Origin of the sequence: Xanthomonas sp. BRIP62409 (assembly GCF_003992965.1) — a bacterium.
GTDB lineage: Bacteria > Pseudomonadota > Gammaproteobacteria > Xanthomonadales > Xanthomonadaceae > Xanthomonas > Xanthomonas euroxanthea.
Map to the genome: position 1 here is coordinate 31,539 of NZ_QEZJ01000020.1, position 24,298 is coordinate 55,836.

General features: G+C 67.3%; 18 protein-coding genes, 1 pseudogene and 1 riboswitch. Of the genes and pseudogenes, 6 read left to right on the forward strand and 13 right to left on the reverse strand.

From position 1 onward, the window contains the following. Positions 1-792: 792 nt before the first annotated feature. From EO170_RS09405 to EO170_RS09425, 5 genes are all read right to left on the reverse strand, one after another. Positions 793-2,814 (reverse strand): alpha/beta fold hydrolase, encoded by a 2,022-nt coding sequence (locus tag EO170_RS09405; protein WP_126944373.1) that lies wholly within the window; start codon positions 2,812-2,814, stop codon positions 793-795. Continuing rightward, a complete protein-coding gene (locus EO170_RS09410) occupies positions 2,811-3,872 on the reverse strand; it encodes a DUF4105 domain-containing protein (protein ID WP_126944376.1) in 1,062 nt (353 codons plus the stop codon). The genes EO170_RS09405 and EO170_RS09410 overlap by 4 nt, the downstream gene beginning before the upstream one ends. After that, positions 3,869-4,441: a TetR/AcrR family transcriptional regulator gene (locus EO170_RS09415; RefSeq protein ID WP_119130749.1), complete on the reverse strand. Its 573-nt coding sequence runs from the start codon at positions 4,439-4,441 to the stop codon at positions 3,869-3,871. Before EO170_RS09415 ends, EO170_RS09410 begins: the two co-directional genes overlap by 4 nt. 118 nt (positions 4,442-4,559) lie before the next feature. Beyond that, positions 4,560-7,274, reverse strand: coding sequence for a phosphoenolpyruvate carboxylase (gene ppc / locus EO170_RS09420; protein ID WP_126944379.1), 2,715 nt, complete (start codon positions 7,272-7,274; stop codon positions 4,560-4,562). Between the two features lie 443 nt (positions 7,275-7,717). Next, the gene (locus tag EO170_RS09425; RefSeq protein WP_126944382.1) at positions 7,718-10,246 is read right to left on the reverse strand and encodes a prolyl oligopeptidase family serine peptidase; all 2,529 of its coding nucleotides are present in this window, start codon (positions 10,244-10,246) and stop codon (positions 7,718-7,720) included. A gap of 123 nt (positions 10,247-10,369) precedes the next feature. Next, positions 10,370-10,484: riboswitch (S-adenosyl-L-homocysteine riboswitch) on the forward strand. Positions 10,485-10,515: 31 nt separating this feature from the next. On the opposite strand from EO170_RS09425, the gene ahcY reads away from it, so the two are divergent. Further along, on the forward strand, positions 10,516-11,958 hold the full coding sequence (gene ahcY, locus EO170_RS09430; protein WP_115676125.1) for an adenosylhomocysteinase: 1,443 nt from the start codon (positions 10,516-10,518) through the stop codon (positions 11,956-11,958). A 232-nt stretch (positions 11,959-12,190) separates the two neighbouring features. Here ahcY and EO170_RS09435 read toward each other — a convergent pair whose 3' ends face one another. Together EO170_RS09435 and EO170_RS09440 are read right to left on the reverse strand one after the other, a co-directional pair. After that, positions 12,191-12,748 (reverse strand): DUF3228 family protein, encoded by a 558-nt coding sequence (locus EO170_RS09435; protein ID WP_126944385.1) that lies wholly within the window; start codon positions 12,746-12,748, stop codon positions 12,191-12,193. Between the two features lie 57 nt (positions 12,749-12,805). Next, entirely contained in the window at positions 12,806-13,351 is a 546-nt protein-coding gene (locus EO170_RS09440; RefSeq protein WP_126944388.1) for a DUF2058 domain-containing protein, read from the reverse strand. 384 nt (positions 13,352-13,735) lie between these two features. Between EO170_RS09440 and EO170_RS09445 the strand changes: the two genes are divergently transcribed. Beyond that, positions 13,736-15,106, forward strand: a complete 1,371-nt coding sequence (locus tag EO170_RS09445; protein ID WP_206514003.1) for an alpha-amylase family protein — start codon at positions 13,736-13,738, stop codon at positions 15,104-15,106. A 416-nt stretch (positions 15,107-15,522) separates the two neighbouring features. Next, on the forward strand, positions 15,523-17,193 hold the full coding sequence (locus tag EO170_RS21710) for a histidine phosphatase family protein (RefSeq protein ID WP_241239407.1): 1,671 nt from the start codon (positions 15,523-15,525) through the stop codon (positions 17,191-17,193). Between the two features lie 138 nt (positions 17,194-17,331). Here EO170_RS21710 and EO170_RS09460 read toward each other — a convergent pair whose 3' ends face one another. After that, a complete protein-coding gene (locus tag EO170_RS09460) occupies positions 17,332-18,267 on the reverse strand; it encodes a Gfo/Idh/MocA family oxidoreductase (RefSeq protein WP_104584583.1) in 936 nt (311 codons plus the stop codon). A 220-nt stretch (positions 18,268-18,487) separates the two neighbouring features. Between EO170_RS09460 and EO170_RS21910 the strand changes: the two are divergent. Continuing rightward, a pseudogene (locus EO170_RS21910) lies at positions 18,488-18,598 on the forward strand (VOC family protein); the annotation flags it as partial. A gap of 133 nt (positions 18,599-18,731) precedes the next feature. On the opposite strand, the gene EO170_RS09465 reads toward EO170_RS21910, so the two are convergent. Together EO170_RS09465 and EO170_RS09470 are read right to left on the reverse strand one after the other, a co-directional pair. Further along, the gene (locus tag EO170_RS09465) at positions 18,732-19,709 is read right to left on the reverse strand and encodes an NAD(P)H-quinone oxidoreductase (RefSeq protein WP_115676120.1); all 978 of its coding nucleotides are present in this window, start codon (positions 19,707-19,709) and stop codon (positions 18,732-18,734) included. A 324-nt stretch (positions 19,710-20,033) separates the two neighbouring features. Then, complete coding sequence (locus EO170_RS09470; RefSeq protein WP_126944394.1) at positions 20,034-20,270, reverse strand: hypothetical protein; 237 nt, start codon at positions 20,268-20,270, stop codon at positions 20,034-20,036. Positions 20,271-20,480: 210 nt separating this feature from the next. Here EO170_RS09470 and metF point away from each other — a divergent pair, with 210 nt between their 5' ends. Continuing rightward, positions 20,481-21,308 (forward strand): methylenetetrahydrofolate reductase [NAD(P)H], encoded by an 828-nt coding sequence (gene metF, locus EO170_RS09475; protein ID WP_126944397.1) that lies wholly within the window; start codon positions 20,481-20,483, stop codon positions 21,306-21,308. A 144-nt stretch (positions 21,309-21,452) separates the two neighbouring features. After that, a complete protein-coding gene (locus EO170_RS09480) occupies positions 21,453-22,049 on the forward strand; it encodes a hypothetical protein (protein WP_104584619.1) in 597 nt (198 codons plus the stop codon). Positions 22,050-22,168: 119 nt separating this feature from the next. Here EO170_RS09480 and EO170_RS09485 read toward each other — a convergent pair whose 3' ends face one another. The 3 genes from EO170_RS09485 to EO170_RS09495 form a co-directional block, all read right to left on the reverse strand. Next, positions 22,169-22,687 (reverse strand): AAA family ATPase, encoded by a 519-nt coding sequence (locus EO170_RS09485; RefSeq protein ID WP_126944403.1) that lies wholly within the window; start codon positions 22,685-22,687, stop codon positions 22,169-22,171. Next, positions 22,684-23,631, reverse strand: a complete 948-nt coding sequence (locus EO170_RS09490) for a Nudix family hydrolase (RefSeq protein WP_126944406.1) — start codon at positions 23,629-23,631, stop codon at positions 22,684-22,686. The genes EO170_RS09485 and EO170_RS09490 overlap by 4 nt, the downstream gene beginning before the upstream one ends. A gap of 137 nt (positions 23,632-23,768) precedes the next feature. Then, entirely contained in the window at positions 23,769-24,137 is a 369-nt protein-coding gene (locus EO170_RS09495; RefSeq protein WP_119129628.1) for a VOC family protein, read from the reverse strand. Between the last annotated feature and the right edge of the window lie 161 nt (positions 24,138-24,298).

A 24,298-nucleotide genomic window follows, 5' to 3' on the forward strand; every position in this document is an offset into this window, starting at 1 on the left:
CCGTCATCGCCTGCAGGCGTCGGGTCACTACCCTGCGCCGTTGTCATCGCGTGCCCAGAACACATGCTTGGTGGTCATCCCGTTGGTCACGGCGGAATCTACGTTGCCAATGTGCCAGGCAGACGACATCCGGCGAAGCTTCGCGAACATGTCCGGGCAGGCACCACGCGACGATGATGCTGCGCATCAGCCGCGCGGCCACGGTGACGGGCGCGGCAGGCCTTTACGAACCGCACCGCGCCGCATGGTGCGCCACCTTGCGTGGATAGCCTTCGCACCGGCCGTCAGGACGCCCTGCACAGGGCCGCGGCACGATGACTTGCGATGGGCCGGCATCAACGCATCGGCACATCTGCCCTCAGCACGCGCATGCTGCGCCACCTGCACGGGATCGTCGTTGTCCTGCGTGCTTATGCAATCACGATCGGCGGGATGGCCGGGAATCCGGGTAGCGCTTGATCGGCCACGGGTGGCGCTGCGGATGAAGGCGCTGCGGTCTGTGCTGGCGGCGGCGTGGTGCCCGCGGGACCGGCCGCCTGCCGTTGGCCTTCGTCGCGGCCGCGGCCGGCCAATAGCAGGGGCACCCGGATCACTGCCGACCGCATCGTGCGCATTGCCTCTTCCCTGCTTCAGGCGTCTTCGGGAAACTGCCTGATAGCACGGGCCAGATAAACAATGCGCTAGTGCGGGACGCGCATCGGATGGCAGCGCGCATTGCCGGCCGCTGGCAAATTCCACATCCGCAGTGCGTGCCCTGTAGGCCACGCCTTCCGGCAGTGCGCTGCAGCGCGATCAGAATGTCGCGGGCGCTGCGGCCGCTGGCTTGCCCTGCGCATCCGTTGCGCCCGCCGCCTCGGAGCGCAATTGCTCGTGCAGGATGCGGCGGATCTCCAGAATCGCCTGCGGCGTTTCCTGCACGCTGTGCCAGGAGGTCACCACCAGCTCGGACTCGGCACCGTCCAGGTGCGCGCTGCGATACGGCACCAGGCCATCGTCGGAGTCGGCCAGCGGCACCTGCGGTTTCTCGCGCCCGACAATGGTGTGGTAATGCACCTGCGGGGAAATCGGCAGGTCCATGCTGGCGCGCACGAACGGGTCGGTATCGCGCAGGTTGTCGATGCTGGTCGGCGGCAGCAGGCGCTGCTTGCGGCCCGGGTCGCCGCCCTGCCCGCCACGCTCGCTGCTGGCCAGGTCCTGAAACACATCGCCGAAGCGATCCAGCAAGGCGATCGGCAAACGCACCAGGCGGCCGACGAAACGCCCCAGCCCACCCTCGGCCAGGGGCGTGCCGCGATGCGGCGCGGCGATGAAGATGGCGCGGTCGATCTGCGGCATTGGCGAAAAATGCAGCAGCGGCGACAACTTCGCGCGGATGCGTGCACCGCGCTCGCCGTCCAGCCGATAGTTTTCCAGCAGGGAATTCCACAGGCGCTCGCCGGACGAGGACACCAGCAGGCGGCCGATCACCCCGCCCATGCTGTGGCCGATCAACACCATGTCCTGCGATGCGATCGCCGTGCCGGCCGGATCGAAGTGCTGCAGGCTGCGCTCCACCAGGGCCTGGATTTCGGCGCGGTTGACCGCCACCGGCGCATTGGTGGGGTAGTACACCTGCCAGATCTGGTAACGCTGGCGCAGCGCTTCATCGCCCATCACTTCGTTGGCGACATTGACCCAGGCTTCCGGGCTGCTGGCCAGCCCGTGCAGCATCAGCAGCACGCGCCGGTCCGGGTCGTAGGGCTGCATCAGATACAGATGCGGGCGATCGATGCCGCGCGCGCGGCCCAGCATCGACCGCAGCGACTGCGCGGCAAACCCGGACCTGGCCAGCCACAGCCCATAGGCGGCGGTGAAATTGGCCGCCAGCGGCACGCGCTGGCCATGCAGCACCACCTCGTTCTGGCGATACGGATCGTAGGGCACCACGGTGGCGGCATGGCCACGTAGCACTGCATCCAGCGTCTGTCCATCGAAACGCAGCAGCAGCGTTGCCGGTGCGTACGGCATCTCGCTGAAGGTGGGCAGCGGACGCTCCGGTGCTGCGACGGTGGCGGCTGGTTGCAAGGCCAGCCCGGCCGGATCGCCGACCACTTGCGGGTCCACCTCGGCCACCAGTTCGGCCCCGAAGCCATCGCGTCGATACGTGCTGCGCAGTCCATCGAAGCGCAACGCCGAGGCGGCGAAGATCGCGCGCGGCGTGTTGCCACCGCCCGGCAAGCGATACGCAGACATGTCGATCCTGACCTGCCAGCGCCCCAGGGTGGTGGGTTCGCGCTCGGTCTGGCCGGTCTGCTGCGCGCGCGCGAACAGGCGTTCGATCACCTGCTGCACGGCATAGTTGTAGTAGTCGCGTACCTGCGTCTGGCGATTCTCGAACGCACGCGCACTGGGCGCCCGATCGGTGAAGAACAGGTAGGCGTAAGCATGCCGCGCCGCTTCCAGCCAGGCGTCGACTGCCGCATCGCTCATCGTTGCCGGGTCGCGCCCGCCCAGGGCAATCGCCTGCGCCGTCCAGAGCTCGGCCTGCGTCGCCAGCCGGCGCTCATTGCCGATGCCTGCGAGGGTGGTGAGCTGCTGCAGGCAGGGCAGCGGGTCGCTGCGGCAGGCCTTGGGCTGCAGACCGGCCACCTGCACCGTCTCGCTGCTGGCCTGGCTCAATGCGCCGGTACTGAGCACATCGCCGCGCGTGCGCGCGATGTAGTCGCCGCTGCTGTGCGATTGCACCGTGACCATCGCGCAGCCGCTCAGCCACAGGCTCGCCAGCAGTCCTGCCAGCACGGCGGCGGCGCGGCATCCACGCAGGCGCGGCGTCATCGCACTGCGCTCCCGGCTGATGCTGATGCTGGTGCTGGTGCTGGTGCTGGTGCTGGCGCCTGCGGCATGCCGGCACGGATGCGCTCGGAGAAATCCGCGGCCTTGTCGGCGGCGATCGCACGTGCGGTGAAATGTCCGCGCTGCTTCAGGGTGGCGAAGTCGTAGCCGGGCATCAGCCCATCGTGATCGTAGGCGTATTCGTCGACGTAGCCGGACAGCAGCAGGCGATGATCCAGCGGCAAGGTGGGCTGCAATTGGCGCGCCAACGCAAACACGATCGTGGTGCAGTTGCTGGTGAGCGTGTTGTAGAACGCCGGCGCGCGATTCAGGTCGTTGGCCAGGCCCACGTAGCCCATGAACATGCGGCGCAGCCCGGCCTTGGGAAGCGCCAGCCGGTACAGGTACATGTCCTCGCCGCGCACGTTGGTGCGCACGCGCAGGATGTCGCGCTCGTCGGCGGCCACCAGGGTTTCTTCGAAACTGCGGAAGAACCCGCCCAATGCCGAGAACGATTCGCCACGCTCCTTGCGGATTTCAAGCGAGAACACCACGTGCGAGCCGTCGTCGAAACCGAACGACACCAACGTGTGCGCGATCGCCGGACCCATCCAGTACGACAGCGCCAGATCGGCGCTGACCAGGCGATCCAGGTCGTACTGGCGGGTTTCCCAGCGCGGCTGGTAGTCGGTTTCGCCATGCCAGTCGAAATTGCGCACGTTGTGCAGCGTGACGATGTTGCCGTGCACCTCCGGCTGCAGACGCTGGGCGACATCGTCGGCCCAGTCGCGCTCCTGGCTGGGCTGCATCATCCACCACGACAGCGCCAGCACCGCGAAGGCGGCACTGAAGATGCCCACCAAGGCCCAGTTCTCGCGGCCACGCCGCAACCCCCACAACGCCGCGATTGCCATCGCGCACCACGAACCCACCCACGCCGCGCGAACGAACGCATTGCCGGTCAGCGCGAAGTAGATCGCCAGCCCGCCCCAGAGCGCGGCCAGCACCAGCGCCCCCCGCAGCGCCCAGCGCCCGATGCACGAACGCGTGGCCGGTTTCATCGGGTGCCGCCTTCCGGCACCTGCATGCCCAGTGCGTGCATCAACAGGTCGGCCGAGCGATGAGCAAGCCGTTTGCGTTCGGATTCGTCGTTGCCGCGCAGGCAGCTGCCCAGCATGTCGATCACCAGCAGCAGTTGCTCGTCATCGACATCGGCACGGCACAGGCCGGCGTCGCGGGCGCGATGCACGAACGGCAGGAAGATGCGCACCACACGCCGGTCGGCGGTTTCCACCGCCGGGTGCGCGCGTTCGATCGAGCGCCAGAAATCCACCAGCGGCGCGGACTGGGCGATGTGCTCGGCCACGTCGTGCAGCAGCACGGCCAGCCCGTCCGGGCGCTCGCCCAGATCGGCAGCAAGCCGTTCCAGGCCGTCCAGGCCACGGGTCATCAGCGCGGTCATCAGCGCGAGCCGGTCGGGGAAATTGCGGTACAGCGTGGCGCGGCCAAGGCCGGCACGCTCGACCACCAGTTCCAGCGGGGCGTTGACGCCGTGTTCGCTGAACACTTCGTCGGCGGCATCGAGTATCTGCCGGCGGCGCAGCGCGGCATCAGGGCGGGAAGTCGTCATCGCGGCATTATCGGACAGATTTGTCCGGTAACACCAGAGTCCGCTTCACCAATCCGCGCCCTCTCCGACCAACGGTCCGCTCCGGCAGCCGCCTCCGACGGCCGGAGCAGCGAACGGATCAGCCGGTGTTCTGCACGCCTTGCGAGACACCGTTGACGCAGGCCACCAGCGCGCGCAGCAATTCGTCGTCTTCGCCATCGGTGGCACGCCAGCGCTGCAGCAGGTCCACCTGCAGCACGCTGATCGGGTCGATGTAGGGGTTGCGCAGGCGGATCGACAAGGCCAGCCGCGGGTCGTGCTGCAGCAGCGACTGCTGGCCGGTCAGCGCCTTCACCCAGCCCTTGGTCAGCGCCAGCTCGGCGCCGATGCCCGGGAAGAACCGCGCATGCAGGTTGCCCGACAAGCGCGAAAACAGTTCGGCGATGGTGAGGTCGCCCTTGGACAGCACCATCGCCACGTCGTCGAGGAAGGTGCGGAAGAATGGCCAGTCCTGCGCCATCTCGCGCAAGGTCTCCTCGTGCCCCGCATCCACTGCTGCCTGCAGGCCGCTGCCCACGCCGTACCAGCCCGGGATCACCGCACGCGCCTGGCTCCAGGCGAACACCCACGGAATCGCGCGCAGGTTGGACAAGGCCGCGTCCTGGCCGAGCCGGCGCGACGGACGCGAGCCCAGCGTCATGCGTTCGATCACATCGATCGGCGTGGCCAGGCGGAAGTACTGCATGAAATCCGGCGCGCCAACGAAGGCGCGATACGCCACGGTGCTGCGCTCGGCGACCAGATCCATCACCGGGCGCCAGCGCTCCTCGCGCGGCTCCGGCGCCCGCGGACGCAGGCTGGACAGCAGCACCGCGCCGGTCATCTGTTCCAGCGAGCGCAGCGCCAGGGCACGGATGCCGTACTTGCGATGGATCACCTCGCCCTGCTCGGTCACGCGCAGCCGGCCATCGACACTGCCGCGCGGCGCGGCATCCAGCGCGCGGCTGGTCTTGCCGCCGCCACGCGCGATCGAACCACCGCGGCCGTGGAAGAAGGTCAGCCGCACGCCGAGTTCGGCGGCAGCCTCCAGCAGTTCGACCTGCGCGCGTTGCAGCCCCCAACGCGAGGCGGTGATGCCGCCGTCCTTGCCGCTGTCCGAATACCCCAGCATCACCATCTGCGTATCGCCGCGCGCAGCCAGGTGCTGGCGGTAGACCGGGTCGGCGAGCAGGTCCTGCACGGTGCCGGTGCCGCCGCGCAGATCGTCCACGGTTTCGAACAGCGGCACGATATCCAGCGGCACCGTGCCGGCGTCGTCGACCAGACCGCCGCGGCGCGCCAGCGCCAGCACGGTCAGCACGTCGGCGCGGTTGTGCGCCATCGAGATGATGTAGCTGCCCAGCGCATCGGCGCCATGGCGGCTGCGCGCATCGGCGAGCGCGGCGAACACCGCATCCAGCCGCGCATTGCCTTCGTCATCCACGCGCGGCAATGCCTGTTCGCCGGAGGCATACGGGCCGAGCAATGCGGCGCGCTGGGTGGCGTCCTGTTCGTCCCAGTCCGCCTGACCCAATGCGTCGGCCACCGCGCGCGCATGCACGCTTGATTCCTGGCGCACGTCCAGACGCGCCAGGTGGAAGCCGAAGCTGCGCACGCGCCACAACAGGCGGCGCACCGCGAACCAACCGGCGTGCAGGCCCTTGTTGGCCTGCAGGCTGTCCAGGATCAATTGCAGATCGTGCTCCAGCTCGGACGGACTGGTGTAGGCGCCGTCGGCATCGTCCAGCGTGGCCTGCAGGCGCGCGCGCATCAGATCGTTGAGCAGCCGGTACGGCATGTCGCCATGGCGCGGACGCGAGCGTGCGGCGTCCTCCGGCAACAACGCGCGGTAGCGCTGCAGTTGCTCGCTCAACGCCGGGCTCACCGCCACCAGCGTGGTCGACTGGCTGAGCAGGCTGGCCAGTTGCCAGAGTTCCTTCTGATACCGGTCCAGCACCGCACGCCGTTGCGCATCCAGCGTGCCGGCAATGGTGGTGGCATCCACATTGGGGTTGCCGTCCATGTCGCCGCCGACCCAGGTGCCGAAGCGCAGCAGCCGCGGCAGGGTCGGCACGCTGCCGTAGGTCTCTTCGATGGCGTGTTCGAGGGTTTCGTACATCACCGGCACCACGCGATAGAGCACCTGGGTGAGGTAGAACCCCACATGCTCGCGCTCATCCTCCACGGTGGGACGCACCGGCGAGGAGTCGGCGGTCTGCCAGGAGGCGGTCAGGGCCATGCGGAAGCGCGCCGCGTCGGTGGCGCGCTCGTTGGGCGTGCGCATGCCGTCCAGGTTGTCGACCAGGCTGGCGACCATCAGCTGCTCTTTTTCCAGCAGCGCGCGGCGCACCGCTTCGGTGGGATGCGCGGTGAACACCGGCTCCACGTCGATGCGTGGCAACCACGCGCTGAGTTCGTCCAGGCTCACGCCCTGCGCCTTGAGCCGACGCAATGCATCGTGCAGGCCATCGGGCTGCGGCGTGTCGGTGCCGCTGCGCTGGTATTCGCGGCGGCGGCGGATGCGGTGCACGCGCTCGGCGATGTTGACCACCTGGAAATAGGTGCTGAAGGCACGCACCAGCGCCTCGGCCTGGCGCGGTTCGCGCCCGGCCAGTTGCGCGCTCAGCGTGGACGGCGGCGCATCGCCCTCGCGCCGCGCGATCGCGGTGGTGCGAACGCGTTCGACTTCCTCGAGGAATTCCGCAGAGACCTGCTCGGCGAGCAGGTCACCGACCAGGGCGCCGAGCCGACGCACATCGTCGCGCAAGGGCAGGTCGGGGGTAGCGAACACAAGACTGCTGCGGTACTCGTTCATCGGAAACGCACACCCTCTCAAGCGCAAAGTCGTCGAAGACTAACCCAAAAGGATTAGATGATCGCGACCGGCACGACGGTTTCATCATCAACCATCGTGTGCCAGCGCTTTGTCCGATGACTCTCGTAGGAGCGCGCTGGCGCGCGATAGGGCTTTCCCGGTAATGCCCCATCGCGGGCAAGCCCGCTCCTGCGAGGTGGGGCTGTCCGGGTAACGCCATCGCGGACAAGCCGCGCCTGCGGGGTGGAGTTGTCCTGGTCATGCCCCGTCGCGCCCGGGTGCGCTCCTACGGGTGACCGCGGCAATCGTGTGGGCGGCGCGGCGATGCGTCCCGGGACGCGCGGGCCGCATCCACGTAGGAGCGCACCCGGGCGCGACGACGCTTCACCGCTAACCCCGCATCGCGCGCAAGCGCACTCCTGCCGGTGCCGTCCCACCCTCGATCAACGCGTACGCGTCGCGCCGGTCTCCTTCACCGGCTCACCGAGATGGGTCTTCAACCACTGCTCGCTCTCGGCCAGCATCTGCAGGATCGACTGCCGTGCGCGATACGCATGCGATTCGTTGGGCAGCAGCACCAGCCGCGCCGTGCCGCCCAGGCCCTTGATCGCTGCGAACATGCGCTCGCTCTGGATCGGGAAGGTGCCGGTGTTGTTGTCGTCCTGGCCGTGGATCAGCAGCAGCGGGTCCTTGATCCTGTCGGCGTAGTTGAACGGCGACATCGCCTGGTACACCGATTGCGCCTGCCAGTAGTTGCGCTCCTCGGCCTGGAAGCCGAACGGCGTCAGCGAGCGGTTGTAGGCGCCGCTGCGCGCGATGCCGGCCTTGAACAGCCGCGTGTGCGCAAGCAGGTTGGCGGTCATGAAGGCGCCATAGGAATGCCCGCCGATGGCGATGTGTTCGCGGTCGGTGACCCCGCGCCGCACCACTTCGTCCACCGCAGCCTGCGCATCGGCAACCAGCTGCGGCACGTAGGTGTCGTTGGGCTCGGCATCGCCCTCGCCGACGATCGGCATGGTCGGGTTGTTGAGCACCACATAGCCGATCGCCAGGAACGCCTGCGGGCCCCAGTAGCTGATCGCGTTGAAACGGTACGGCGAGTCGGTGACCTGGCTGGCGGTATCGGCACTCTTGAACTCGCCCGGGTAGGCCCACATCAGCAGCGGCCGCGGGCCATCGCGCTTGGGGTCGTAACCGGGCGGCAGCAGCAGCGTGGCGGTGAGGTCCACGCCATCGGCGCGCTTGTAGCGGATCTGCTCCTTCTGCACGCCGCGCAACTGCGGCAGCGGGTGGGCGAAATGCGTCAACGCCCGCGGTGCAGGCGCTGCGTCGCCCAACGTCTGCACGACGTAGTTGGCCGGCTCCTCGGGCGATTCGCGGCTGAGCAGCAACTGCGTGCCCTGCGCGTCCAGCAACGCCAGCGGCGCGGAATAGCTCGGCGCCTGCGAATGGAACAGACGCGTGGCACGCTTGCTGCGCAGATCGAAGCGATCCACGAACGGGCGATCACCTTCCGGCGAAGCGCCCTTGCCGAGCAGGAACAGGCTGTTGCCGTCGGCGCCGGTCTGCAGCAGCGTGCGGCCCTTGCCGTCGGCCACGGTCGCCGGCGTGCCGGGATCGTTGTAGCGGTCCTGCGAGGAGCGGTCCCAGAGCAATTCGGGTGCGCGCTGTGGCTGGTCCGGTGCGATGCGCCACTGTTTGGTGCGGCGGGTCTTCCACCAGCTTTCGCTGAGAATGGCCAGATCGCCGCGGCCCCACTGGATGCCTTCATACCGGCTACCCAACCGTGCCAGCGTCACCGGCGCGCGCGCGAACGGCGCGGCCTGCATCAGCACCGCATCGCGGACCGTGCTCGCGCGGGCCGGATCACCGCCGTCCTGCGCCTCGGCCCAGACCATCGTGGCCGGCGCATCGGCGCGCCAGGCGATGTCGCGCACGCCGGTGGGCACCGCGTCGTTGCCGGTCGGCAGGCCTTCGACCAACGGCAGCTGGGCGATCTGCCGCACCAGCTTGCCCTGCAGGTCCAGCACCTCGATGCGGCGGGCGAAGTTGTCCACCGGCACCACATATGAAAACGGCCGCTCGGCGCGTTCGCTCAGGAGGTAGCGGCCATCCGGCGATACCGACAGGTTGAGATAGATGCCGGGCGTGGCGATCGGGCGCACCTGCCCGGTCACGCCGACGATGATCGGCTGGCCGGTGGCGTAGTACTCGAACACGCGCGCGTCGGCCTCGTTGCGCAGCAGGTCCTGGTAGGTCGGCAGCGAGCGCACGCCGGCCGCGGCACTGGTCTGCTGGATCGCCGGGCCGTCCGGGGTCGCGTCGCGCGCCGGTGGCGTGCCCTGCCCGGCCACCTGCTGTTGCAGCAACAGGCCGCTGCCATCGGGCAACCAGTGCAAGGCGTCGTCGACGCTGGTGTTCAAGCCGGCGACCAGGCGCCTGGCCTGCCCGGCCGCCACGTCCACCAGCCACAGTTCGTTGGCCCCGCTGGCCGCGTCCTCGCGGCGGAACGCCAGATAACGCTGATCCGGCGACCAGCTCAACGTGGCCAGCGCCAACGGCGTCGGCAGACCGGTGATCTGCCGCTCGCTGCCATCGGCCACCGACAGCAGCCACAGCTTGTCGGCAAAGGCAAACCGGCTGCTGGCAACCGTCTTGGGATGGATACGCAGGCCGGCCAGCTTGAGCTCGGGCTGGGCCACCTCGGCGATGTCCGGCAATGCAGGCAACTGCACCATCGCGCCCAGGTCGCGTTTGGGCGACAGGTGCAGCAGCGGTGCGCGCGGGGCATCCACCACCGCCTGCAGCGCCTTGGAGGGCAGCTGGTAGCCGGTGCTTGCCGCCGCGGCAGGCTGGGCGGCCGGTGCGACGGCTGCCGCTGCAGCCAGTGGTGTTGCGCTCAGCGCCAGTGCGCCTGCCAGGGCCCATCGCTGCCGCCGCCTGCCGTGCCGTGCATCGGGTATCGCCTGCATTGTCCGTCCCCAGTGTCGATCGACTCCGGACCATAGCAGCCGCCCGCGCACCGCTCCCCCTGCCGTTGGTTTGGTGCACACCAATTCATGCCGGAGGGGGGTGCTGCCGATATAATCGATGCTCTCGTCGAGGGGCGCTGCGACCGGTATGGCGGACTGATCTGCCTACTGCACCACAGGTGCAGGAAACTACGGCCAGGCTCGACCAGCATTCATCGTTCAACGGCGCCCGGAACTGCAGACATTTGTTTGCCTACCGGAGCTATTGCATGAACGCTGTCGCAAAAACCGTCGCGCAGACGGACTACAAGATCGCCGATCTTTCCCTGGCCGATTGGGGCCGCAAGGAACTGGACATCGCCGAGCACGAGATGCCGGGCCTGATGTCGATCCGCCGCAAGCATGCGCAGACCAAGCCGCTGAAGGATGTGCGCATCACCGGCTCGCTGCACATGACCATCCAGACCGCGGTGCTGATCGAAACGCTCAAGGACATCGGCGCCAACGTGCGCTGGGCCTCGTGCAACATCTTCTCCACCCAGGACCACGCGGCCGCCGCGATCGCCGCCTCCGGCACGCCGGTGTTCGCCTGGAAGGGCGAGACGCTGGAAGAGTACTGGGACTGCACCCTGGACGCGCTGACCTTCACCCTGCCCGACGGCACCCAGACCGGCCCGGAGCTGGTGGTGGACGACGGCGGCGACGTCACCTTGCTGATCCACAAGGGCTATGAGCTCGAAAACGGCAGCACCTGGGTCGACGAGCCGGCCTCCTCGCACGAGGAAGGCGTGATCAAGGCGCTGCTCAAGCGCGTGGCCGTCGAGCGTCCGGGTTACTGGACCCGCGTGGTCAAGGACTGGAAGGGCGTCTCCGAAGAGACCACCACCGGCGTGCACCGTCTGTATCAGATCGCCGAAGCCGGCAAGCTGCTGATCCCGGCCATCAACGTCAACGACTCGGTCACCAAGAGCAAGTTCGACAATCTCTACGGCTGCCGCGAGTCGCTGGCCGATGGCCTCAAGCGCGCGATGGACGTGATGCTGGCCGGCAAGGTTGCGGTGGTCTGCGGCTATGGCGACGTCGGCAAGGGCAGTGCCGCCTCGCTGCGCGCCTACGGTGCCCGCGTCATCGTTACCGAGATCGACCCGATCTGCGCCCTGCAGGCGTCGATGGAAGGCTTCGAGGTCAACACCATCGAATCCACCCTGGGCCGCGGCGACATCTATGTCACCACCACCGGCAACAAGGACATCATCACCGTCGAGCACCTGCAGGCGATGAAGGACCAGGCCATCGTCTGCAACATCGGCCACTTCGACAACGAGATCCAGGTCGATGCGCTGAATGCGTTGAAGGGCGTGGAGAAGATCAACATCAAGCCGCAGGTCGACAAGTACGTGTTCGCCAACGGCAACGCGATCTTCCTGCTGGCCGACGGCCGCCTGGTCAACCTGGGCTGCGCCACCGGCCACCCGAGCTTTGTGATGTCCAACTCGTTCGCCAACCAGACCCTGGCGCAGATCGACCTGTGGGAAAAGCGCGACAGCTACGAGAAGAAGGTCTACATCCTGCCCAAGCACCTGGACGAGGAAGTGGCACGTCTGCACCTGGAAAAGATCGGCGTCAAGCTGACCACCCTGACCAAGGACCAGGCCGAGTACCTCGGCGTGGACGTGGCCGGACCGTACAAGCCGGATCATTACCGCTACTGATCAGCCGGGCGGTTGATTGCCCGGATGTCACCGCTTGAACAGAACGGGCGCCGAGAGGCGCCCGTTTTCTTTGCAGGATGCCGGATGGTGATGGCCATGCGTGGAAGCGGCCCCACACGGCGATCGACCTCCGCTCGCCGCATGCGGCGACATCGACAGGCCCGAGTTAAGCAGCAGCGCTCTTTTCCCTGCCGCGCGAAAAATCGCACGATGCGCTGCGGCTGGCGGCCTGCTACGGCCGCCAGTTCGCATTGCGTTCCCAGAACGCAACGCTGCGCCGGTACGCGTCGCGGTCCAGTGCCACACCGGAGCCGCCCTCGTCCACGCCCAGTGCGTTGCGCAGCATCGTGATGGGCGCCATCGGAATTTCTTCCGGCTCGGTGGTGTAGAGGCAACCGACCACACCCCAATCGGCGTCGATCGGCGCGCCCTCCCTGGCCAGCTGATCGCGGCTGTAGAGGATCGGCAGCAAGTACGTCGCCACCGGCGGCTCCACCCCTTCGAACCAACGCACCAGCACCGGCAACTCCTGCGTGCTGCGTGCCTCGTAGCCGGAGCGCAGCTGGTGGCGGTTTTCGTCAGTGATCGGCGCAGTGAGGCAGCGCGTCGAGGTCCAGTTGCGGTGCACATGCAGCTGGCAGAACGGCGCATAGCCTGCGATCACGCGTACCGGTATCTCTTCATTGAGCCGCTGGATGAACTGCTCGGGCGTGCAATCCTGGATGGCGTTGCGACGACCATCGCGGGGAAACAGACGGGTGCGGGCGAACGGTGTGAGAACGATGGACATGACGGTGGTAAGTGGCAAAGAACGCCAGGGTAGCCTGCCGCCCTGCGGCGCGACCACTTACCAGATCAGATCGTCCGGCACCTTGAACTGGCTGTAATAGTCGTCGTCGCTGTCCGGCGCCGCTGGCGTGCTGCTACGGCCATGGTCCAGCACCACGCTGTCGGCATCGCGGCTGTAGACCTTGTCGGCGGCGGCGCGCGGAATCAGCTCGAACCCATCGCCATGCCGCACGATCACCAGCGCGCCGCTGGCCAGCTGGCTGCGCAGCGCAGTGTTGACCAGCACGCTGCGGATGACGCTGCCGTCGTTGAAGCGGTAGTCGATCTCGCCCTCACGCTTGACCTTGTTGGTCTCCACGATCTGCCGGACCTGGGCCAGCAGTTCCTGCCGCCGCAGCTGCACCTTGCGCTCCTCGGCCAGTGCGCGATCACGCTCGGCGCGCTCAGCCTGCAGGCGCGCTGCATCCACCTTGTCGGCATCTGCGGGCAATGCCGCCCCGCCCTTGGCATGACGTTGCTTGACCTGCTCACGCGCCACCTTGTCCACCTGGACCTTCTTGACCAGCCCGGCCTTGAGCAGTTGTTCTTGCAATGGATTACGCATGGGAAGGATCGGCAATGAACTGGCCGCTAGTTTAGCGCGCCCGGCACCCGGCTTCCGCGAGCCCCCGGCCGAAACCAAGCGCGGCGCCGCTCGCCGCTGCGCTGCATTGTGCGACCGGCCACCCTGTTGCCGCCGAACGCCGTGCGCAGTTCAGGGGTCCATTGCATTGAATACGTATGCACAACACCGATGTTGCGTCGCGATGCACGCTTAGCATCACCGCGCGCTGCACGCCGTGCGCGCGCTCTCCGGAACAGGGGCCGGAGGCCTTGCCGCGGGCAGCGTGATGCACACGCCGGCCTGCGCCTACCACTGGAGAACCACCCGATGCGCACCACACCTGCCCACTCTCCAACCTCGGCCCTGCAGCGCGGCGCCCGCGCATTGCTCACCGCGCTGGCCTTGCTGCTGGTGACAGCCAACGTCCAGGCCGATGTCATCCTGCATGCCTTCAACTGGCCGTATGCCACCGTGGAAGCGCGCGCCAGGCAGATTGCCGATGCCGGGTATCGCAAGGTCCTGGTTGCGCCGGCGTACCGCTCCGAAGGCAGCGCCTGGTGGGCGCGCTACCAGCCGCAGGACATCCGCCTGATCGACAACCCGCTCGGCGACACCATCGCCTTCAGGCGCATGGTGCAGGCATTGGCCAACAACGGCGTGGAAACCTATGCCGATGTCGTGCTCAACCACATGGCCAACGAGGCGGCGACACGTTCGGACCTCAATTACCCCGGCAGCGCCGTGCTCGCGCAATATGCTGCAGATCCGGGCCGTTACGATACGTTGCGCCTGTTCGGCACCTTGCAATCGAACTTGCTGAGCGCCAGCGATTTCGGCCCGGCGCAGTGCATCACCAACTACAACGACGCCTATCAGGTGCGCACCTATCGTATCTGCGGTGGCGGCAGCGATCCGGGCCTGCCGGATCTGCTCGGCAACGACTGGGTGGTGCAACAACAGCGCGCCTATCTGCAGGCACTCAAGGGCCTGGGCGTTACCGGCTTCCGGGTCGACGCGGCCAAGCACATGTCCTTCGACCACCTCAACCGCGTCTTCGATGCCGGCATCCGCTCCGGCGTGTATGTGTTCGGCGAAGTCATCACCGGCGGCGGCACCGGTAACGGCGATTACGATCAATTCCTGGCACCGTATCTGCAATCCACACCGCATGCGGCCTACGACTTCCCGCTGTTCAACGCGGTCCGCAATGCATTCGCCATCGGCACGAGCCTGCAGCAGCTGGTGGATCCGGCATCCACCGGGCAGGCCTTGCCAGGCAATCGCGCCGTGACCTTCGCCGTCACCCACGACATCCCCAACAATGCCGGCTTCCGCTACGCCATCCTCGACCCGGTCGATGAGACGCTGGCGTACGCGTATCTGATCGGCCGCAACGGTGGCATGCCGATGATCTACACCGACAACAACGAAAGCGGCGACAACCGCTGGGTCAACGCCTACCAACGCGAGGATCTGCGTCGCATGATCGGCTTCCACAACGGCATGCAGGGCACCGACATGCAGGTGCTGTCGTCCAGCGCCTGCCATATCCTGTTCCGTCGTGGCAGCCTGGGCATCGTTGGCATCAACAAGTGCGGCAATCCGGTCACCACCACGGTGGGCATGAACAACAGCGTGTTGTACTGGAATGCCGACTACACCGATGCGCTGGGCTCCGGCAACGTGGTCCGCATCACCGGCAGCTCCCACACCTTTACGCTGCCGGCGCGTGGCGCGCGCATGTGGCGTCGCTGAGCGATCGCCACGGTCGTTGAATCGGCCGCACGCAGGTGACCGTCGCCCGACCAGGTAAGCATTCGCACACCGGTGCAGCACCGCGTCACCAGCCGCTCGATACGCGGCCTGCGCCGCAGCATGCGCGCGCAGGCCGCGTGCTTTCAGGCACCCGCATGCGGCCATGGCGGGCAGTCGTGCCGCGGCTGCCGCCTTTGTATCCAGTGGCCATCAACACAAACTTGGACAAGCGCTGAACCAAATCGACACGGAGAATCTGTTGGTGCAACGAATCCTGCTGCGCCCCGGACCTATGTGGCAGCCCGATGCACGCCGTTGTCGTCTGCAGGCAGGCGTGCCGAGTGCAGCGAAGGGCGTTGCCCGGTCATCGGACAACGTTCTCGACCGCCGAACAATCGAGCAACCGGAGCAAGCCGATGCCTCTTTACTTCGTCCGCCACGGCGAGTCGCTCGCCAACGAGCAGAACTATTTTGCCGGTGCGCAGGATTCGCCGCTGACGCCACTGGGCCGCCGACAGGCCCGGCAGGCAGCCGACTTCGTTCGACAACGCGGGCTGCGTTTCGACCAGGTGCATGTCTCGACGCTCGAACGCGCCCAGGCCACCGCGGCGATCATCCTGGAAGGCGTCCCCGACGCACCGCAGGTGCTGTACAGCGATGCGCTGAAGGAGCGCGACTTCGGCATTTTCGCCGGCAAGAACAAGACGCTGATCAAGAAGTCGATCGGCCATGGCCTCTTCGATGCCTGTTTTCATGATTCCGATGGTGCACCGCCTGACGGCGAGCACTGGATGGACATGTACGCGCGTTGCAAGCACTACTACGACACGGTGCTGGCACCGCTGGACCGCCAGGGCAAGCAGGTGCTGGTGGTGGCGCACAAGTACATCGTCGAAGTGTTCGCATTGATCGCCTCGGGCCTGCCGCCCGCCGAGTACATCGACTTCCGGCTGCCCAACTCGCGCCCGTTGTCGTGGGAGGAGCTCAAGCGCATGACCGCGCGCAGTTCCTCGCGTCTGAACTACCTGGGCGAGCAGACCGAAATCCATCTGCTGCAATGGATGCTGATCGCCGCCGTGGCCGGCTTTGCGCTGTCGTGCATGGGCCTCGCACTACCGCATGGCCTGATCTCCACCGCCATCGTGGCGCTGCTGGCGGTGAATGCGTTCTTCCTGTCGGTCCGTATCGAACCGGGTGCGTTGCGCCTGACCGGAGGACCGGAGAACCTCGCATTGAGCGTGGTCAGTGTGGCACGCGCCGGGCTGGCCATGGTGCTGCTCACGCAGTCGCATAACGAATGGGTGCATGTCCTCGGCTTGCTGCTGATCGTGCCACCAGCGCTGTCGGTGCCCACCTTCTCGCTTGCGCGTGGCGGCGATTATTTCTTTGCGGCGCGCTACACCCTGGTGCTGTCGATCGTGCTGCCGGTTGCGTTGCTGTTGCTGTTCCTGGATCACCACGAGGTGCTGGGCAATGCACATGCACTGGAACGCTTCTTCGTGGTGTTGCTGATCGCGCTGGCGGCGCCGTCCCTGCTGGCACAGGGCTGGCGACGTGCGCGGCCGATCGCAGCCGGCAAACTGGCCACCACCTGGGGCTGGGCGGGCTCGCTGACGATGGTGCCGCTGGCCTTGCTGGTGGGGCTGCAAGCGGGTGGCAGGCCGCTGGCAGACGCCCTGGGGCATGGGGGTTGGCAGGCATGGGCCGCCTTGCTGCTGCCGTTTGCGCTGCTGCTGGCCTGCCGCCTGGGCAGCGCGGCGTATCTGTCCGCCTACCAGCGCGTGACGGGCAAGGCCGTGTCCGCGGCGATCGCCTCGGACATCCACCTGCTGCAGACCTCGCCGAACATCTTCCTGTGGCTGAGCCTGTTGCTGCCCGGCACGTTCGCACATGCACCCACGCTGGTTGCCGGCACGCTGCTGGGCTTTTTCGCCTTTGCGCTGCTGGACGAGACATGGGTGGTACGGCGCTTCCGTGCGCAGATCACTCCCGCGCTGCGCCAGCACGCTGCGCGCACTGCGACGCGTGCCAGGCCGCTGGACGCCGGCGGCGTGGCAGCTGGCACCGTGGCGCTGGACAGCAGGTAGGCGCGCAGGCACCAGGCACATCGCTGCATGCGCCTGGTGCCGTGTCATTGCCCGGGTCGTCGAGACCTCAGTCGGGGTGTTGCGCACAGCGCACTTCCATTCAACGCCATGCTGGAACGCGAGCGATACCGCGCCGATTTACCAGGCAAATGGCGCGGTGACCTTGCGCGCGCCGAGCATGAACGCATCGGCCACATGCACGAACGGGGTGACGTCCACCTCCGACTCGCCGGCACGCACCAACTGTACGAAACGGCGGTACAAACCGTCGTACTCGCCGGCTGCCTCCACTGGCTGCGGCTGACCATTGATGCTCAGCCTGGCACCGCCCTCGCTGAGCATGAGCAGGCCATCGGTGGTGTCCACTTCGATATCCCAGCGCTGATGGCCGGTCTGCAGGAAGTCGAATTCTGCCGTCACCGGCACACCCGCGGTATCGACAAAGCCGAGCCTGGCGTACAGCGGTGCCTGACGGTTCTCCGGTGTGTGCAGCTCCGCCTCGCGCAGCGCGAAGGGGCGCGGCAACAGATGCGTGACGATGGACAGCGCGTTGATGCCGGGATCGAACACGCCCATGCCACCCGGCTCCAGGATCCAGTCCTGGCCCGGATGCCAATGGCGGATGTCTTCCTTCCAGGTGATATGCGCGCGCAGGATCTGCTTGTCGGCCAGCCACGCCCGCGCAGGCGCCACCGCGGCGGCGCAGCGCGAATGCCAGCTGGTGAACAGGCTGCGTTGCGCGCGCTGCGCCAATGCGCGCAGGTCGTCGATCTCGGCCAGGGTGGCGGCCGGGGGTTTTTCCAGGAACACATGGCGCCCGGCAGCCAGCGCGGCCTGTGCCTGCGCATGTCGCCCCACCGGTGGCGTGCACAGCGCGACCGCTTCAATCTGTGGATGCGCAGCGAAGGCCTCTTCCAGGGTGTGATAGGCCGGCACGCCGTCGACCGTGCCATGCCGGCTCACGGTGGCCACCAGCTGCACATCGGCGCGCGCGGCGATGGTGGGCACGTGCTGGTCGCGGGCGATCTTGCCGATGCCGACAAGGGCAATGCGCAATGCGTCTGGATGCTTCATCGAAACCTTCGGGTTGATGGTGAAGTGGCGGGACCCGCGATCGCCCGTTTCAGGCGCTTGTACACGGAGACTGCGGCAGCGGCGCCATGCACAAGCGCACGCAACGGCGCAGTGTACGGTCAGGCCGCGGTTCGCTGCGAGACATCGCTCCTGCTTGTTTTGCTATACCTGCGGCGCCCGGTGGCCGTGCAAGGGCGGCCATTGCGGCAACAAGCGAAGCTGCAACGGCGCACCCGGCCTGCGACCGGATTGCGGCGACGATTACTACGCCGCGTTCGTCATCGATCCCGATGGGCACCACCTCGAAGCGGTGGTCGACACGCCTGCATGATCTGCCGTGGCAGCCACGCCGACTGCAGACAGCTGCTGGACGCGCATTGCGATGCGCTGGCCGGCAACCTCACGCTGCGACGGTCCGCGCCACCTGCCCGACACGCACGCATCAGGCAGGCCGCCGCATGCACTCACATCTCCAGCACGACCTTGCCCAGGTGGCTGCCCTGCTCCAGATAGCGGTGCGCTGCAGCGGCTTCGCTGAGCGGGAAGCGCTTGTCGAGCAGCACGCGCAGCTTGCCCTGCGCGATCCACGGCCACACCACGCGCTCCACTTCCGCAGCCAGGCGCGCCTTCTCGTCAGCACTGCGCGGGCGCAGCGTCGAGCCGGTGAGGATGGCCTGCTTGCGCATCAGCAACGGAATCGGTACCTCGATGGTCGAGCCGGCCTGGGAGGCGATGTAGACGATACGTCCGCGCGGATTGAGCGCTTCCAGGGTGTCGGCAAATACTGCAGCGCCCACCATGTCCAGCGATACGTCCACCCCGCCGTGCGCCTTGGCCACGGTGACAAAGGATTCGGTGGTGGAGTCGATCGCCACATCGGCGCCCAGCTCGCGTGCCTGCGCCGCCTTGCCCGCCGAACGCGCGGTGGCCAGCACATGCGCACCGGCGGCCTTGGCCATCTGGATCGCCGTCACCCCGATCCCAGAGGTGGCGCCGTGCAGCAGCAGCCATTCCCCGGCGGCGAGCCGGCCATGCTCGAACAGGTTGGCGTACGCGGTAAAGACGGTTTCCGGCAGCGCCGCGGCATGCGCCATCTCCATGCCGGCCGGAATCGGCAGCACATGCCGCGCATCGACCGCTGCGTATTGCGCGTAACCGCCACCGCCCAGCAGTGCACATACCCGATCGCCCACCTTCCAGCGGCCGGCCGGCTCCACGATCTCCCCGGCGATTTCCAGCCCGAGCGTCTGCGGTGCGCCGGGCGGCGGCGGATAGTGGCCGGCACGCTGGAGCAGATCGGGACGATTGATGCCGGCCGCATGCACGCGGATCAGCACCTGCCCCGGCGCGGGGCGGGGACGCGGCTGCTCGTCGGGGTAAAGCGCATCCGCATCGCCCTTGCCATCGCGGATGGCGATTGCGGTCATCGTGGTATCGCTCATGCGCAGCACTCCGTAGAAAGTGCGCCCAGTGTAGGGATCCCTGCGTCAAGGCATGGCGCACGCCCGGTCGCGACACCTCACCCACGCGCGGCGCGACCACACTCTCAACCAACGCAGGGCGAGCGACTACGCGATGGCCGGCGCACGCGTTGAAGCGGTGTTGCAACGGACGCACGCCACCGCTGATGCCAGTCCGGGTGCGCCGCTGTGCGGCGACTGCCCGCAGGCCCGCAGACCGGGCCGTCATCCGTTGCCGGCAAGCGCATCGCAAGACCACACCGCATCAGCACGCGCGCCTGCATTGCAGAGGCACGTGGCAACGCATCACTGCGCGCTGGGCGCGGCGTCCTGGTCGATGTACTGGCGAATCGCCTCGAACACCTTGGAGGTGCCGTCATCCTGATCCGACGGCAGGCGGGTGGCGAAGTGCCTCAGCAACTTGTCGCCATCCACGCCGGGTTGCTCGGCCAGGGCAAGCGCCAGATCACCGACGCTGCGTGCCAACGCAACCCAGATGCGGCCCAGCGATTCGGCGATGACATCCATTTGCTGCTCTTGCATGTCGCGCTCCGATCAAGTGGCGTGGGGACTGGAGCTTACCGTGTACGCCGCACCCCGAGACTGGCGCCCGAAACGGCCCCAACCCTGTCGCACATTGCGCAGGCATGCACGAGTTCCCCGAGGCAGCCGCATCCAGGACACCCGCAACCAAATATGCATTCATCGCGATGAAGCGATATTATGCCGGCACGATCCGCCGGACCCGCTGCGATGACGCCTCTCAGTTTCGAGTTCTACCCGCCCAAGACCGACGACCAGCGCGCACAGCTTGACCGCACGGCGGCCAGGTTGAAGGGCTACGCGCCGGAGTACGTCTCGTGCACCTTCGGCGCCGGCGGCTCCACGCTCAGCTACACCTCCGAGACGGTGCGCCACCTCAAGCAGAAGCACGGTTACGAGGCCGCCCCGCACCTGTCCTGCGTCGGCGGCAGCCGCCAGGAGATCCGCGAGCTGCTCAAGCTGTATCGCGCGATCGGCTGTACCCGCATCGTCGCCCTGCGCGGCGACCTGCCCTCGGGCATGGGCCATCCGGGCGACCTGCGCTATGCCTCGGACCTGATCGCCTTCATCCGCGCCGAGCATGGCGATGCGTTCCGGATCGAGGTCGGTGCGTATCCGGAAACCCATCCGCAGGCGACCGACGCACTGAGCGATCTGCGTTACTTCAAGGCCAAGGTGGATGCCGGCGCCGATGCCGCAATCACCCAGTATTTCTACAACGCCGATGCGTACTTTCATTTCCGCGACACGGTGCAGCGCATGGGCGTGGAGATCCCGATCATCCCCGGCATCATGCCGATCTCCAATTTCTCGCAGCTGCGGCGTTTTTCCGAGCAATGCGGCGCGGAAATTCCGCGCTGGATCGGCAAAAAGATGCAGTCCTTCGGCGACGATGCTGAGGCGGTGCGCGCCTTCGGTGCGGAAGTGGTGGCCACCGTGTGCGAGCGCCTGATCGCCGGTGGCGCGCCTGCGCTGCACTTTTACACGCTCAACCTGGCCAAGCCGACCACGCAGGTGCTGCAGCTGCTCGGGCGCTGAGCCACGCCAGCGATGCCATGCCGTTGCTGGCTGTCTGTGCGGGCACGGCACCGACAGGCGCGCGTGGTGCGCAAGCGCCGTGCAGGCTACCGCTGTCTTGGCACGTTGCGCGCCGGCTCACGCACGGCCCGTTACGCTGCGTCGATGCCCCGCCTCCTGCTGCCGTTGCTGCTGCTGTCCTGCCTTTGCCCGGCCATGCGCGGGCAGGCGCAGGAGATCCGCCGCTGCGTGACAGCAGACGGGCAGACCATGTTCACCGACCGCCGCTGCGAAGATGTCGGCGCCGCGGCGCGCCCGCCGCCGGCCACGCGCACGCAGGGCACTACCGGCCTGTCTGGCTACGGCTGCCCGCGCCGGTTGAGCGAACTGGTGTCGTTGCTGCAACTGGCGGTGGACAGCCGCGACGTCAACCGGCTCTCCAGCCTGTACCTGTGGAGCGGCCAGTCCGACGCGGCCGCCAGCCAGGTACTGAGCCGGCTGGAAGCCATCGTGCAACGCCCGTTGCTGGATATCGTCCCGATGTACCCGCAACGCGATCCGCCAACCTGGCAAGCCGATGCGAACACATCGGCGGCGGCTCCATCACTGGACGGCAGTGCGACCGACACCCCACTCCCGGCACCCCCGGGCCGCCCACGCCCCTGGGGCCTGCGCCTGGAGCAGAATCTCGCCAGCGGCACGCCCGCGCGCAGCGTGTTGCGGCTGCGTCGGCAGTACAACTGCTTCTGGGTGACGTTCTAGCGCAACGCCCGCCTTGACGGACGCCGGCGGATCGCAGTGGCGAAGTATCTGCGTGGGTTGCAAAGGTAAGCAGCGCATCGGCTGCGAGAACCCTTCGGACCACATGCCTCATCTGCAGGCTACGCGGCGAGCCGGTCCATGATCTGGCTAGCCGCCTGCTGCGGGTCCAGCCCGGCGCTGTCGATCACCCAATGCGGCTCGGTCCATGCCACGTAGTCATGCACGAGCACGGAGGACCAATCCGGCATGCGCAATCCAGGCACCTCGCTCTGCCGCGATTCCACGCGCTGCCGATGCATCTTGCGATCGCTGCACACTACTTCGATCTCCAGCAGGCGGCTGCGTGTGCGGCGCGCCACATCACGCCACGCCTCACGGGTGACCGGCAGTGGGTTCACGCAATCGGCGACCACCACGTGACCCGGCCGCAGATTGGCCGCGGCAAGCGCATAGGCGGTCATGTAGCCGGCTGGTCCGACGTCGTTGACGAGTGCACCACTTTCGCGCAGTGACTGCTCGATCGTATCGATACGCAAATAAAACGCAGTGCAGTGCGTCAGCAGCGCCTGAGCAATGGAACTCTTGCCGACACCGGGCAATCCGCCCAACACCACCAAGGTCGCTGACGGCGCAGTCACTGCGGCCACAGGGCGCGAATCGCCGCGATGCCCTGCGCGCCATGCGCACGTGCCGCGCGCAGGTCGTCGACCTGCATGCCCCCGAGTGCGTAGATCGGCAAGGAGACCTGCTCGCGCAAGCGTTCGAACCCCTCCCATCCCAGGGGTGTCGCACCCGGATGCGATGCAGTCGCCTGCACCGGCCCCAGCACCGCGAAATCGCAGCCCAGACGCTGGGCGTGGCGCAGATCCTCCAACCCATGACACGAGGCGGCAACCGGGTGTTCGGCCGGCAACGGGCGCTCCTGCAGGCTGGCCAATTGCTCCGCGCCCAGGTGCACGCCGATGCCGAGTTCGCCGGCCAGTGCGATGTCGCGGTTGAGCAGCAGCTGCGCGCGCGTACGGCCGCGCAGGCGCAGCACCTGTTGCAGCAACACCTGCCAGCGTGCCGGTTCGGCCTGCCGCGCACGTAGCTGGATGCGCGTGATGCCGTCCTGCAGCGCACGCTCCAGGCCTTCCAGCCACAACGCGTCATCGTCCGGCTCGGGCGTGATCAGATAGCGGTCGGGCTGGCGCAGCACGCCGACCACCGGCACGTCGGCCGGCGGCATCGAATACCGGGTCAGCTTGTCTGCGGCCACCCAGGTCATTGCCTGGCCTTCGCGGCCGCGCGGGCTGCCCTTCCAGGCGGTGATGTGGCGCACTTCCAGGCGCAGCCGCTTGTCCGGATATAGCTGCGGCACGTCCATCAACCACTCGCCGACCTGCGCCTCGATACCGAGCTCTTCATTGAGTTCGCGCACCAGGGCCTGTTCGGAGGTTTCGCCGGGTTCGCGCTTGCCGCCCGGAAATTCCCACAGGCCGGGCATGTCGCGGGTTTCGGTGCGGCGGGTCAGCAGGATGCGGCCGCGGGCGTCGGTGATCACGCCGGCGACGACGTGGATGGATCTCAGAGAATCGGGCATGGGCACAAGAGTGCCGTGAGTGAGCGGTTCAGCGCAATCGCTTGAGGGCGGGGATTGGGGATTGGGGATTCGGGATTGGCAGAAGCACGCATGCCGCGCTTTGACGAATCCCCAATCCCCAATCCCCAATCCCGACCCTACAGCGGATGCCCGATGCGCCAGAGCACTCCGCTGGGATCGTGCAGGGTGAAATCGCGTGCGCCCCATGGACGGTCTTCCGGCACGCTGCAGGTCACTGCGAACTGCGCGTCCAGGCCGGCATCGTGCACGTGCTGCCACCAGCTGTCGGCATCGTCCACCCACAGGTGCAGCATCAGGTTCTCGGCCAGCTCGCGCAGGTAGAAATCCTGCAGCAGGAATGCGCAATGCGTGCCATGCCGGAAGCAGGTCACATTGCCCACCTCGTCCTCCTGCACGAAGCCCAGCGCGCGATAGAACCGCTGCGACAGCGCGTAGTCGCGTGCAGGCACGAACACCTTCAGTTGCTGGCTCGACAGCTGCGACATGACGCACTCCCCCGTGGGACGTGGATCGAGCATACGCCCCGCAGTGTCGCAGGCGGAAAAGCCTGCGTGCAGCAGGCATGGTTGCCACCGGCGCGCGATGGACAAGCGTGGGGCGAACCGCGCCAAGCCCAGGCTCACCAGGACAGCGCCCATCGAGCTGG

Bases quoted from the DNA above. Each gene is read 5' to 3' on its own strand.
- EO170_RS09435 (WP_126944385.1), bottom strand. From the start codon at position 12,748: ATGTCCATCGTTCTCACACCGTTCGCCCGCACCCGTCTGTTTCCCCGC.
- EO170_RS09425 (WP_126944382.1), bottom strand. From the start codon at position 10,246: ATGCAGGCGATACCCGATGCACGGCACGGCAGGCGGCGGCAGCGATGG.
- EO170_RS09410 (WP_126944376.1), bottom strand. From the start codon at position 3,872: ATGAAACCGGCCACGCGTTCGTGCATCGGGCGCTGGGCGCTGCGGGGG.
- EO170_RS21710 (WP_241239407.1), top strand. From the start codon at position 15,523: ATGCCTCTTTACTTCGTCCGCCACGGCGAGTCGCTCGCCAACGAGCAG.
- EO170_RS09495 (WP_119129628.1), bottom strand. From the start codon at position 24,137: ATGTCGCAGCTGTCGAGCCAGCAACTGAAGGTGTTCGTGCCTGCACGC.
- EO170_RS09490 (WP_126944406.1), bottom strand. From the start codon at position 23,631: ATGCCCGATTCTCTGAGATCCATCCACGTCGTCGCCGGCGTGATCACC.
- metF (WP_126944397.1), top strand. From the start codon at position 20,481: ATGACGCCTCTCAGTTTCGAGTTCTACCCGCCCAAGACCGACGACCAG.
- ppc (WP_126944379.1), bottom strand. From the start codon at position 7,274: ATGAACGAGTACCGCAGCAGTCTTGTGTTCGCTACCCCCGACCTGCCC.
- EO170_RS09480 (WP_104584619.1), top strand. From the start codon at position 21,453: ATGCCCCGCCTCCTGCTGCCGTTGCTGCTGCTGTCCTGCCTTTGCCCG.
- EO170_RS09405 (WP_126944373.1), bottom strand. From the start codon at position 2,814: ATGACGCCGCGCCTGCGTGGATGCCGCGCCGCCGCCGTGCTGGCAGGA.
- ahcY (WP_115676125.1), top strand. From the start codon at position 10,516: ATGAACGCTGTCGCAAAAACCGTCGCGCAGACGGACTACAAGATCGCC.
- EO170_RS09470 (WP_126944394.1), bottom strand. From the start codon at position 20,270: ATGCAAGAGCAGCAAATGGATGTCATCGCCGAATCGCTGGGCCGCATC.
- EO170_RS09460 (WP_104584583.1), bottom strand. From the start codon at position 18,267: ATGAAGCATCCAGACGCATTGCGCATTGCCCTTGTCGGCATCGGCAAG.
- EO170_RS09440 (WP_126944388.1), bottom strand. From the start codon at position 13,351: ATGCGTAATCCATTGCAAGAACAACTGCTCAAGGCCGGGCTGGTCAAG.
- EO170_RS09415 (WP_119130749.1), bottom strand. From the start codon at position 4,441: ATGACGACTTCCCGCCCTGATGCCGCGCTGCGCCGCCGGCAGATACTC.
- EO170_RS09465 (WP_115676120.1), bottom strand. From the start codon at position 19,709: ATGAGCGATACCACGATGACCGCAATCGCCATCCGCGATGGCAAGGGC.